The sequence below is a fragment of the Nitrospira sp. Ecomares 2.1 genome (assembly GCF_965152585.1).
Genome location: NZ_OZ224219.1, coordinates 4,491,427 through 4,503,425, shown reverse-complemented (window position 1 = coordinate 4,503,425; position 11,999 = coordinate 4,491,427). Strand labels below are relative to the sequence as shown.

Genomic DNA, 11,999 nt, shown 5'->3' with positions numbered 1-11,999 from the left:
TGAATGTCACTGCGTCATTTTATCGAGCGGCCAAAGTCCTACCATGCCGTACCGGGGATAAATTTACCAAACCGAAGTTTCGTCCACGGTTGCGGAGCCCGCGCCGCCTCAAACTCCCCAAGTCCAAATGGATGAAATAACCCTGACACACGCTAATAACTTGGCTTTTCGGTGTGACAGGGGAGCTTACAACAGCAATCCGTACCATCCCATTTTTAAGATAATGGTTCTTTCCCTCCACCATGAGGTGGTCTCCTCCCAGCTCAATTTCTAAGCCGCCGATGTATAAAGACCAACTTTTTTCTTTTAACACGTCGCGCATGACTTGGATGATATCCACCTCTAAGGTTTCGGTCGTGTCATGTTCGTGGTTCTTGAAACTGATCGAAAGCGTCATATCATCACACCACTCAAACCAGCGTTCGAAATCAATTTCGTCCCCATTCATAAATTCAATATCAATCAGGTCCCATGGTTCGACCGTTCGAATCGAGTAATCGAGCACCCGATCAACAATCTTCGATAACGGGACCGGATACAAAAAAAATGGGTTTTGGCAATTGCACATACCCGCGTTAATTCCATGGTCGTCATGGAAATTAACGAAGAGCAATCGTGTCCGTTTATTGAGGCGTCGAGACCTTCGCCATAATTTCCCTTTTCCTTCATTAATCCTTGACGATCCGCCATTCCTCCTTTAGAGAGGGGATTATTGAAAAGATTATTGTAATGAACCTCACTGAGTATGACATGACATCGGACCCCTCTGCCTTCACCCCCAGCCTTTCGATGCCATGGGTGCGCGTGATGCTGGTCCAAGAAACGGAAGGACCCTATCATCCCCCCATTGCCCACAGTCAGGATGTCGCCCGGTTATGTGCGGACATGCTCCGCCTCGACTGGGAAGAACTTCGCGTGTTGTTGCTCAATGCCAAGCATACAGTGATCGCCCAACATACCGTTTCGATCGGCTCCTTAACCGTCTCGATTGTCCATCCACGGGAAGTCTATAAAACGGCCCTTCTGGCCAATGCCGCTGCCATCATTGGCGTTCATAATCACCCTTCGGGCAATCCCGATCCAAGCCCAGAAGATCATACACTCACCAAGCGATTATCAGAGGCTGGGACGTTGTTAGGTATTACGCTCCTCGATCAAGTCATTATTGGGGAACACACGCATTACAGTTTTGTCGACCAAGGACAATTGGCTACAGCTCCACCCGTTCCCAGCCCGTAGTTCTCCTTCTTTCAATACTCTCAAATAGGGTGGAGCTAAAATAAGAATCCTTGGTAAGGATTTACAATTTTATGAAAAAACTTCCTTCAACGATTTTTTTGGTTTTTTTAGTTGGGGAATCTTTTTTGATTGCCTTCCAGAACCATTCGGGAGTACGGGTTGTAATTTCATCAAAAGGAATTGGTGGAGTTTTCTCTGGCGCATCCCTCCAAAAGGAGATGATAGCATTGGAAAATTTGTCGAAGTCTTTGTCGTTGATGCTGACCTTTGGGTAATCCAAAAAATGAAAAAGGTCATCTCCTTCCAAATCACCTCCCCAAATGTCCCTTAAGAATCGAGAGAATCGATTTATAATTCTTCAAAGGAAGGTCCTCGCCCATGCTTATAAACATTGACAACTAAACGGGAGATATTAAGGTGACTATAATAAGGCTTATCATACACATTCCAATCACAACATTTTAAAAGATTGAAAATGTTTTTACATTTACATTCCAAATCGCAGCTTTTATCGCCCTCCCACCCTGGGAATGAATTACTAAATCTTGCGAGCCCCAATCTCAAAGTTGCTTTTCCCATTCATGGTACATGCCCGCAACAACACTTAGCTGGGTTTGAGCATGTAGGTGAGTTAGCAATTCAAAAAAATTAATGCTTTGGTCGGTGGCTTGATCGGCAAGATTACCCAGATCGTAATTGTCGGGACCAACCCCTCGGCCAGCTTCAGAAAACCATCTTTCCCCAAATTCTTGGGCTTCCTCTTCAATATTTCCGAATTGAGATAGTAAGCGCTTTTTGGCTTGATCCACGTAGAATTCGTGTTCCTCAATAAAACGCTGGCGGGAACCGTCCCACAGGTAAAAGAAGATTGGCGCTCTCATTTTTTATTGCCTTTGGTAGAGGGTGAGCTGCCCCCGTTCTTTGTCCAATTTACTTGTTAGGTTTTCCGGATAATGGCTCCCTCAAAGACCGCCGCAGGCACTTGGTAGCCAAGGGCACTGTGGGGCCGCTCGTAATTATACTGCCGCCGCCAGGCTTCAATCACCACCCTCGCCTCTGCCAAGCTCTGGAAGAGCTCGGCATCGAGGCATTCGCGGCGAAATGTGCCGTTGAAGCTTTCGTTACTCCCATTTTGCCAGGGTTTGTCGGGTTCGATTCGACTCGGAATAATTTCCTGGTCTTTCAAAAACATCATGAGATTGAGGGCGACCAGTTCCGGCCCGTTGTCGCTGCGCAGATACCGCGGGCGGCCATACCGAGTCATGAGCTGGCGTAACACCTCGATCACATGGTAATGCGTCAAGGAGCACCCCACGGCAATGGCCAAACAAAACCGAGTAGCTTCATCTTTAACGGTTAAACACCGAAAGGTTTCGCCGTCGGCATAGATATCGTGGACGAAATCCCAACTCCAGACATCGTGTTGAGTCTTAGCCTTGGGTTGGATCGTTGCTCCGGTGCGGAACTTCCTGCGACGTTTCCGGCTTGGGAGCCCGAGCCCCTGTTGCTGCCACACTCGATGAACGCGCTTGAGATTCACCCGCCAACCACGGTTTTGGAGAAAACTCCCCGCTAATCGATACCCCCACTGCGGATAACGCTTGCCCACCTCACGGAGAGCTTGAGCTAATCTGCATCCCGTCGGATTTGTCGTGAAATATAGCGCAGGCCGGAGCGTGGCGTTGAGCAGAGCCAGGCGGCGCGGCACGCTCGAAGCCCACGCACACAAGCGGCACGAGCTACCTGCCGCCGTCCACGCGGGCTTACCACTTTTTTGCCTGCAATTCCTTCATCACTTCGACTTCCAGGTCCCGTTCAGCCAAGACCTTCTTGAGTCGCACATTTTCCTGGCGTAACTGCCGCAGTTCCCGCACATCCGCGACCGCCATCTGCCCAAACTGGCGCTTCCACCGATAGATCGACTGTTCCGAGACCCCATGCTGTCGAGCGGTCTTCTCAATCGTACTGGCTTCAGCATCACGAAGAATGCCCACAATTTGTTCTTCCGTGAATCGGTTCTTCTTCATGTTGATCCTCCCCAGGTTGAGGAAAACCTAACATAGCTTTAGTCCAAAATGCGGGGGGCACTCCAAGAGTATTTTGACAAATTTTCCTAAAAACATCCTCACCTTGTGTTTTTGTCCATATCTGATAATAGTTTTTATCAGACTATATTAGAAGGTCAAATCAGCAAGGGATTCGCCACATCCTTCCTTATGTATAAGGTGTCTTGCATAACACCCTTTATATCGAAAAAGCGTGGCCTTTGAGTTATTTCAATTTCTAGTTTTGGAGAAGAAAGAGAATTGAGGGAATATTATACTGCACTCCCTTAAGACAGAAGGGTTTGGAACTTAGTACAGTGTGGCTGATCAACGAGGGAAGAATCCGTCATGAAACGACGGAAATAGGGTGCTGCGCGGGCATCAGCCGAACATCATGGCCACGAGGGTCTAATTCCTGTGCCCGATGATATACACCAGAACAGGCTTTCATGCAGATAACACACGGAGGAAGGGACGGTAAAAACGCAAGAAATTTAGGAGGGATCAAACGTTTGCGCAACACCACGGGCCCGCTTGCGTTAACCCCGTGGAGTTATAGACATTCTTTGCCAGGTCGAGATCCATGGCAACCATATCCATTGGGGAGGCCTTCTTTTTTGTTGGAGAATAAATGCGAACCAACATAGCACCTGAGGTGCCCTTGAAAGAAGCCGTCCATTCCATTATCTTTGTTGGGCTAGACTCAGTGTCCCCCTCACTATAGAGGAAAAAAAAGATGCCGACTCTTTTAGCTCTGATAACCTCGCTTACTTTTTTCATTATCTTCCCAGGGTGTACGAGCGTCGAAAGTCATTGGGAAGCGACAAAAAAGAAAGACTCGGTTATCGCTTACCAGAATTTCTTGGAAGAATTTCCTGATACTAAGTATGCAAAGAATGCAAGGTCACGAGTCGAAGATTTGGAGTGGGAAAAGGCTAGTTCAGAAAATACAATAACTTCTCTTCTGCAGTTTGCCACAAAATATTCGTTGTCAGAGCATTACTTAGAATTGGAAGCAAAGCTAGAAATACTTGAATGGCAAGCAGCTTTACAGAAGGATGATATAGAGACATATACGGCCTTCGAATACCGCTATCCAAATACGAAATACCTGCCAGAATTGAAAGCAAAGCTAGAAATACTCGAATGGCAAGTGGCCTTACAGGAGGACGAGTTAGAAACATATACGGCCTTCGAATACCGCTATCCAAATACGAAATACCTGCCAGAATTGAAAGCAAAGCTAGAAATACTCGAATGGCAAGCGGCCTTACAGGAGGACGAGTTAGAAACATATACGGCCTTCGAATACCGCTATCCAAATACGAAATACCTGCCAGAATTGAAAGCAAAGCTAGAAATACTCGAATGGCAAGCGGCCTTAAAGAAGGATGAGTCAGAGACATATGCAGCCTATAGAAATCGCTATCCAGATACGAAATATCTGCCAGAATTGAAGGACAAGCTCGAAGCGGCAACCTGGAGCGAAATCATCAAGAATGGAAATCGCAATGATTTCAAAAACTTCCTGGCATCCTATCCTGATACAAAATACAAGACTCAGGTATTGTCCAAACTCGAGCAAGCTACAAAAGATGTCGACGCCCGTATTCGAGAAGGAATTAACTTTGATCAAACAGGCGACTCTTTCCGGGAAAAAGCTAAACAACTGAACCAAAATGGTCTGGATATTAAAGATGTTATTAAGGAAGAACTTTCTTCTTATCTGTTGGCCATAGAAGCATTTTCAAATGCCATTACAATAGACCCCACAAATGCTCAAGCCTTTAGGTTAAGAGCGTTTGCCAGAACAAAATATGACCGAGATGGAAACCTAAGTTTGATGACCAGCAGTAGTGGAGTAACAAAGCATGTAGCTCAATTTGATTCAGTAGCAATTACGGATATTGATACGGCTATTCGATTAGCCCCATTAGATCCTAAGGGGTATTTTATTCGTGGGGAAATATATAATATTCACCATTTTATTCAATGGAACTTTTTCATCGAGATTCCCCAAAATGATCCATTCATTAATATGATGAAACCGGATGAATCATTAGCAAAAAAAGCAATAGCAGACCTAGAAAAAGCTCTTAAACTACAACCCAATCTTTGCAGAGCCTATGAGTCAATTGGAGAGCTTTACTTTCGAACTTCTCAATACCCTCTAGCGGCAGAATTCCTCTCAAAGGCGCATGAATGTGGAATACCTCAAGACCTGGAGGTAATTGAGAAACTTGAAGCTTTCGGTTAGTCCGCCGTACTTGGCCTTCCAGTTGTAATAGGTCGCATCGCTGATCCCATGGTCGCGGCACAGGTCTTGACCTTGATGCCGGCATCGGATTGATTCAGAATGGCGACAATTTGGGTTTCGCTGAATCGAGACGTTTTCATGAGAATCTCCTGGGTCAATCATTCCAGGAAGCTCTACTTTTCGTCTGTCCACGTTTGGGGAAAGCTTACACAATTTGTTCATGGCTCCTCCTTTGGGTTGGAGGATGGAAAGCGAGTGGAATTTCTCTCCGCCGTACCGCCCACTTGAGAAGCTTGCTAGATGTTTATCAAGTCTTTTGTTTTGACTAATTATCCCTCACCGCGAATGGTCAATTCACTCATCTAACCTTCTTTTCTTTTCAAGCGCGGTCCATCCAAAAAGGTCTCAAAACAGGTTTCGTTCAATCAGGCGCAAGCACAAGCCTTTCACCGGGAAGGACTTTTCTCACCTAGGCCCACCGATTGTTGATCAGCTGCTCTGCTGCACTCCGCTCCTCCTGGGCCGTATTGGTCTTTTACATAGGGCTTGCTGAAAAAAGCCTCTTCCCTGATCCGCTCAAACTCCCGCAAGCATGGGCTTTCGAAATCGCTGAGGGCCATTGTGTGAGTCGGAGGGATTCATAGTACTGTTTGATAGGGGTTTGGTACTACATATATGGATCAAGGGAAAACCAGAAGTTAGATTTTAACAATAACCTTTCTGCTTTAACATATTAAAACTTCTACACTTTCCGTACCGACAAGCCTGTTTCAAATAATAACAACCTTTTTCTTGATTTCCTTTTTCACCAAAAATTAATCCTATACTGTCATTGGCTTCAAAATTCCTTGGATTGAGTTCTAAGGCTCGAGTAAAATCCGCGAGGGCCTGGTCCCCATCTCCCTTGCCGAAGTATATCATTCCCCGCTTGTAATAGACTTCCTCATCTTTTGGGTTGAGTTCTATGGCCCGAGTGAAATCCGCGAGGGCCCGGGCCTCATCTCCCTTGTTCAAATATGTCGCTCCGCGATTGGTGTAGGCTTCCGCAGATTTAGGCTTGAGTTCTATGGCCCGAGTGAAATCCGCGAGGGCACGGTTCCAGTCTTTCATCCTGTCGTATGCCACTCCTCGATTAAAATAGGCATTAGCATGTTGTGGGTTGAGTTCTAAGGCTCGGGTGAAATCGGCGAGGGCCCGGTCCCAATCTCCCTTCCAGGCGTATGTCACTCCCCGATTAGCATAGGCATTAGCATGTTGTGGGTTGAATTCTAACGCCTGAGTGAAATCGGCTAGGGCCCTGGGCCAATCTTTCATCCTGTTGTATGCCACTCCCCGCATGGTGTAGGCTTCCACAAATTTGGGCTTGAGTTCTAAGGCTCGAGTGAAATCGGCGAGGGCCCGATCCCAAGCTCCCTTGCTGTTGTATGCCGCTCCCCGATTGTAATAGGCTTCCGCATCTTTGGGGTTGAGTTCTATGGCCCGAGTGTAATCCGCGAGGGCCCGGGCCTCATCTCCCTTGTTCAAGTATGTCGCTCCGCGATTGGTGTAAGCTTCAGCAAATTTGGGTTTGAGTTCTAAGGCTCGAGTGTAATCCGCGAGGGCCCTTGCCTCATCTCCCTTGCTGTTGTATGCCACTCCCCGATTGTAATAGGCTTCCGCATCTTTGGGGTTGAGTTCTAAGGCTCGAGTGTAATCCGCGAGGGCCCGGTCCCCATCTCCCTTGCTGACGTATGCCACTCCCCGATTGTTGTAGGCCCATTCCCAGTCCGGTTTTAGACTGATGATCTTTTCGTATAGGGTGATGGCTGCATCGTATCGTTTATTTCTCTGAAGAAACACAGCCTGCGTGAAAAGCGGCACAATATTCTCCAAGGACACCATTTCTCCCGAAGTCGGGATGATCCATTCGCCTACGACAAACCCCCAGCTCAACGCATCGAGGGAGATGCGGGTTTTTAATACTGCTTCTTTTAACGCAGTTACATCCCCGGATTTCAATCTCAAGGCAAGGGCCATAAGCTGCACCCCGCCTGAGGAAGTCCGCCTTCCCCTTACAATGTAACCATCGTTAGTTGAAACTTTATATTTTTCTTCTCGTTTGAGAAATTTGAGTTGTTGGGGGATTGGAACTTCTTTTACCGTATACCTCTCCAGCCACCAATCGAGATTGGGCTTCTCCTCCATGTCCTCCATGGCTTTGGTAAGAGCGACCAATTCATCCAAGCCCTGCACTCTTGAAAACGATGGGTGCACCTGAGCCAAATCATCAAAGCTGTTGCTGACCATCTGGGCAAAGGTTTCGGAAGTTTCATCGGTAAAACTAGAAAGATCTTCAATCACCTTCCCATCAATTTCTGCCGAAAGTATCTCCGTAAATACTCCTACCTGTAACCCTTTTATGGCCACCACATCCTGTCGAACGGACACACTGTGAAGGACGGGGTAAAACCAAAAACGAGAACTAATATTGGATTGTCCTCGCTGATCAGGATTCCCGTTCCTTCTTTCCTTGTCTAATTCCCATATACTCTTTAAACCAGGAACACCCATTCTTAAGTAGCCCATTGTCATGCGTTTTAGACGATGGTCCGCATCTAAAAGGTCGGCACCAAATTGGGTGTTTTCAATCCCCCCTTCGAACCGGACGTTCTGCCTCCCCGTTTGCGGGGAATCTTCAGTTGGATCCAAGCTCACCATTGGCCATTGGCCGTGAATAAACCGAGCTTTTAAAGCCACGACAAAATCATCCAGTGTGATCGGTTGACACTTGGGGTCATATTTTCCTATCAGGATGGTATCCCTGTTTCCCCGGTCATAGACCAACCCAAAGATCTTGTTGATGCCACCTAGGTTGTAGGCCACAGGGTAAACAGTTCGATAATTTTTTCCTTTCTCAAGGCCAGCGATCCTAGCCTGCGCAACTTTTAAGGAGAAAGCCACGTAATCACCTGGAGCGGGATACGACTTCATTCTCTCCTCGAGAGATACTGCCAGGGGAGGCTCAAAGTTCTCGTCTATCGAACTTGGGTTTGGATTTGAGGGAGAAAACTTTTTAGAAGAACAACCCTGGAGAAAAAACCCCGTGAGGGAAAAGAGGAGAATTAAAGGGAGGAATTTTTGCATTTATTGCTTAGCCACAATGTTCAGATTTCTTGTATAAAACAACCCAAATACGGTCATGACCGGACGATCACCTAAATCCATAAAAGTTTTAGGGTCAACGGTATATACACCGCTCACCTTGGGGATATTAGCTGGAAAAAGTGGCCCGGGAGTCCGTCCGGTTGGATAAAGCGCAGACCTGGGAGTTTTTAGAACATGCCCGAGATACTCCGAGCCTGTCGTGCCTATTTTATTTCGTGGTAGGGGCTTAGAAGAAAAATCCGTGGATTTGGGATAACTGTGAGAAGGATTTTGGGACATGGTAGGAAGCGAATGATTTGGGCTGGATTTGGTATTCGGAGAATAAATCGTATTTCTTGCATGTCGAAGTTGGGTGACTGCTGTATTTAAATTAATGACCCTGGTGAGGTCATCCTTCCCCATCGTAATTTGGCTTTTTCTCTTATCATCGAAAATAGAACGACCGGCTTCCGCAAATTTGCTAACGGCAAATGCGCCAAGCCCAACAACATCGCCTTTGGAACCTTTATAAATTATATCGCTAAAATCATTGGCGATTTTTAAATTTTTACTAGGAATAACGTTGACGGCTTGATCGCCTAATGTCTTGCGTACCTCATCGTTTGTAAGATTCAACCCATGTTTTTGAATCGTACGTGCATCAGAAAAAGCAGAGATCTTGGATAAAATTTCATAAGCGCCATTCATCCAAAGGAACCCCGTATTGGCTGATTTAATTTTCTGGGGACGTAATTTTGCTTGCTGGTTTATTCTGATCGCCTCATGAGTTTTATTTTTTATACTTAGGTCCATCGCTGCTACAACCGTTTTTACACCATATTTTTCAACAAAGTTCTTCTTAGCCTCAGGAGTAAAATGGGCAAAGGAATCAATCCCATTTTTAAAGTTTGGGTCAGCTATTTTAGTGTAAAGTGCTGTTTCTTCTCGTTTAACTTCAACCCTATGTTGTTCAAAAACATTTTTTATATACATCCCCTCGGTCTTTCCCAGACTGGCCAAAGTAACCAGGTGATGGGAATAGTTGGCATTAAAAACCTGGTTGATTTCTGGCAAAGCCAGATTTGGCATAACCTCTTTTGCCTTTTCAAAGTTTTCCCAGGCTTTCTCAAATTCACCATCCCCAAAATAGAGACACCCCTTGCCATTGTACGCTAAGGAAAAATCAGGATTTAATTCAAGGGCACGGGTGAAATTCTTTAGCGCCTCATCACCTTGACTAATCGACGCTTCTTGAACTACCGCAAGAGTTCCTAGATTTGCAAAAGCATCTGCCAGATTAGGGTTACTCTTGGTCGTAACATAAAAATCAACGAGGGCTAAATCTATTTGGTTTTGGAGAGCGTATAATACCCCACGGGCGTTTCGAGCAAGAGCAAAGTCGGATTGAGTGTCTAAAAGTTTTGAAAAAGAAGCGATCGCTTCTTCAAATTTTCCCAGACGCCCCTTGGCATCGGCGGCAAGATATTGTGCCACATGACTATTAGCATTTTTTTGTAAAAACCCGTTTGTCCAAGAAGCCCATTGTTGCAACTCTCTTTCTTCTTTAACAGAGAGAAAGAGTACCAGGGATTCATTATTCCGGTTCGTCGCTAAATTCGCATGCCCGACTAAGAGAACGGCGACAGGATCAGCTATTTGTGTCGTGTCCTGCTGAATGAGCGTTGCAACTTGCTGCCAATTCTCTTTGAGTAACGCGTGCTCGACATTAATTTCAATGCTGAGTCCCGTGGTTGGAATAAAAATAAGAAATAAAAAAGAAAAGACTGAAAGCAAGACATGTTTCGTAGGCATCCGTGTTACCTCCACTTGGAAGAAACGCTAATGATAATTCTTAGATGGGCCAAGGCTATTATAATTTACGATAATAAACTTCCTTGTGCTTTATGTTGCCAAGCGGAATCGGGAGTTTAAGAACTCAGACTCAGGATTCATGCGTAATTTTACTCTTACAGTTTAAAATTACAAGATAGAGAGAGTCCTGCCTTACATAAGGAGGGAGAGCCACAATTGTGAAAAAAACGAATTGGTCTTCCCCCGAATTTACGGACAGGTTCAAGAAGACTTCTGCTGATATCTCTCGCCAAATATCCTTGGTGCCACTCCTTGGGTAAAGGAGTGACTCCGCTGGTGATTATAAAACCGCTCAATGTAGTCAAAGATATCGGCGCGGGCCTCTACCCGAGTTCGGTACTGCCGCCGGTGAACTCGTTCGCGTTTCAATAAGCCAAAGAAACTCTCGGCCACGGCATTGTCATAACAGTTCCCCACGTCGCTCATGCTGCTCACAATCCCATGTGCTTGGAGGAAGGCTTGAAACTCCTGGGACGTATACTGGGTTCCCCGATCCGAATGAAGGATAACGGGCTCCATACTGCTCCGTTGCCAAACGGCCATCAACACGGCTTGGAGGACCAGATCCCGCGTGAGCTGGGGCTGCATCGACCACCCAATGACTTGGCGAGAAAACACATCGAGGACCACCGCCAGATAGAGCCAGCCTTCCTGCGTCGAAATGTACGTGATGTCGGTGACCCATTTGGCATTGGGACCCGAGGCGGTAAAGTCTCGGGCGAGCTGATTGGTGATCCCCGCCGGTCGTGCTCCGGATCTCCGCCGTTTCCAGCGCGTGGGAGCCGGAATCCCCCGCAAGCCCTCCTGCCGCATGAGCCGGGCAATGCGATGTTTTCCACACCCTTCGCCTTGTTGGCGTAGTCGCTGCCAAATCTTGGGACTGCCATACACCCCATCACTCTTCGCATGAAGGGTACGAATCGCCGCGGTCAGGCGCTGACAGTCTTGCGCCCAAGGACTCGGCGGACGGCGCTGCCGGGCATAATAGCCACTCGGCGCGACGTGCAGCAGGCGACACATCAGACGCACAGGAACCATGGTGCGACAACGTTGAATCATGGCATCCCTTACCGTGAGGTCTTGGCGAAGAACGCTGCCGCCTCTTTTAAAAAATCCCGCTCCCGCGTCACGAGGGCCAATTCCCGTTTGAGGCGGGCCACCTCTTGCTCGTGGGGCATGCCGGTCCCTGGAAAGGCTTTGGCCCCTCGCTGCTTGGCCTCTCGGCACCAGCGCCCTAACATCGCGGCATTGAGGCCCAAGTCCTTGGCCACTTGGGTAATGGCACCCCCCCGCCTGCTTCGTGAGCTGGACGGCTTCCTGCTTAAACTCTTGGCTGTACTTTTTCCGTTGCTCCATGACACACCTCCTCGCCTAGTATGAGGCTTTTCAGATGTGTCCGCAAAATCAGGGGAAGACCAGAATGGAGAAGACTGTTCCTAGTACTGCTTTTTGACAAATTGAAA

General features: G+C 47.0%; 9 protein-coding genes and 2 pseudogenes. 2 read left to right on the top strand and 9 right to left on the bottom strand.

Going from position 1 to position 11,999, the window contains the following annotated elements; all coding sequences use genetic code 11:
• Window positions 1–19: 19 nt before the first annotated feature.
• Window positions 20–568 carry a hypothetical protein gene (locus ACWHYD_RS19765; protein ID WP_447963718.1) on the bottom strand — a complete coding sequence of 183 codons (549 nt, stop codon included), beginning with the start codon at window positions 566–568 and terminating at the stop codon, window positions 20–22.
• Between the two features lie 161 nt (window positions 569–729).
• Here ACWHYD_RS19765 and ACWHYD_RS19760 point away from each other — a divergent pair, with 161 nt between their 5' ends.
• On the top strand, window positions 730–1,239 hold the full coding sequence (locus ACWHYD_RS19760; RefSeq protein ID WP_447963717.1) for a JAB domain-containing protein: 510 nt from the start codon (window positions 730–732) through the stop codon (window positions 1,237–1,239).
• A gap of 61 nt (window positions 1,240–1,300) precedes the next feature.
• Here the strand turns inward: ACWHYD_RS19760 and ACWHYD_RS19755 are convergent, their stop codons facing one another.
• The 4 genes from ACWHYD_RS19755 to ACWHYD_RS19740 form a co-directional block, all read right to left on the bottom strand.
• Window positions 1,301–1,546: a hypothetical protein gene (locus ACWHYD_RS19755; RefSeq protein ID WP_447963716.1), complete on the bottom strand. Its 246-nt coding sequence runs from the start codon at window positions 1,544–1,546 to the stop codon at window positions 1,301–1,303.
• 253 nt (window positions 1,547–1,799) lie between these two features.
• Entirely contained in the window at window positions 1,800–2,048 is a 249-nt protein-coding gene (locus tag ACWHYD_RS19750) for a hypothetical protein (RefSeq protein ID WP_447963715.1), read from the bottom strand.
• A gap of 128 nt (window positions 2,049–2,176) precedes the next feature.
• Window positions 2,177–2,968 carry an IS3 family transposase gene (locus tag ACWHYD_RS19745; protein ID WP_447963714.1) on the bottom strand — a complete coding sequence of 264 codons (792 nt, stop codon included), beginning with the start codon at window positions 2,966–2,968 and terminating at the stop codon, window positions 2,177–2,179.
• Between the two features lie 34 nt (window positions 2,969–3,002).
• The gene (locus ACWHYD_RS19740) at window positions 3,003–3,266 is read right to left on the bottom strand and encodes a transposase (protein WP_447963713.1); all 264 of its coding nucleotides are present in this window, start codon (window positions 3,264–3,266) and stop codon (window positions 3,003–3,005) included.
• 754 nt (window positions 3,267–4,020) lie between these two features.
• Between ACWHYD_RS19740 and ACWHYD_RS19735 the strand changes: the two genes are divergently transcribed.
• Window positions 4,021–5,541: a hypothetical protein gene (locus tag ACWHYD_RS19735; protein ID WP_447963712.1), complete on the top strand. Its 1,521-nt coding sequence runs from the start codon at window positions 4,021–4,023 to the stop codon at window positions 5,539–5,541.
• Here the strand turns inward: ACWHYD_RS19735 and ACWHYD_RS19730 are convergent.
• The 4 genes and pseudogenes from ACWHYD_RS19730 to ACWHYD_RS19715 form a co-directional block, all read right to left on the bottom strand.
• Window positions 5,530–5,681: pseudogene (locus ACWHYD_RS19730) on the bottom strand (transposase); the annotation flags it as partial. The gene ACWHYD_RS19735 and the pseudogene ACWHYD_RS19730 overlap by 12 nt on opposite strands.
• A 565-nt stretch (window positions 5,682–6,246) precedes the next feature.
• Complete coding sequence (locus ACWHYD_RS19725) at window positions 6,247–8,511, bottom strand: tetratricopeptide repeat protein (protein WP_447963711.1); 2,265 nt, start codon at window positions 8,509–8,511, stop codon at window positions 6,247–6,249.
• A 153-nt stretch (window positions 8,512–8,664) separates the two neighbouring features.
• Window positions 8,665–10,476, bottom strand: a complete 1,812-nt coding sequence (locus ACWHYD_RS19720) for a tetratricopeptide repeat protein (protein WP_447963710.1) — start codon at window positions 10,474–10,476, stop codon at window positions 8,665–8,667.
• 261 nt (window positions 10,477–10,737) lie between these two features.
• Window positions 10,738–11,892 (bottom strand): annotated as a pseudogene (locus ACWHYD_RS19715) (IS3 family transposase).
• Window positions 11,893–11,999: the final 107 nt, after the last annotated feature.

Coding starts and splice junctions, on each gene's coding strand:
- ACWHYD_RS19765 (WP_447963718.1), bottom strand. CDS start 568: ATGTGCAATTGCCAAAACCCATTTTTTTTGTATCCGGTCCCGTTATCG.
- ACWHYD_RS19760 (WP_447963717.1), top strand. CDS start 730: ATGAACCTCACTGAGTATGACATGACATCGGACCCCTCTGCCTTCACC.
- ACWHYD_RS19740 (WP_447963713.1), bottom strand. CDS start 3,266: ATGAAGAAGAACCGATTCACGGAAGAACAAATTGTGGGCATTCTTCGT.
- ACWHYD_RS19735 (WP_447963712.1), top strand. CDS start 4,021: ATGCCGACTCTTTTAGCTCTGATAACCTCGCTTACTTTTTTCATTATC.
- ACWHYD_RS19725 (WP_447963711.1), bottom strand. CDS start 8,511: ATGAAGTCGTATCCCGCTCCAGGTGATTACGTGGCTTTCTCCTTAAAA.
- ACWHYD_RS19720 (WP_447963710.1), bottom strand. CDS start 10,476: ATGCCTACGAAACATGTCTTGCTTTCAGTCTTTTCTTTTTTATTTCTT.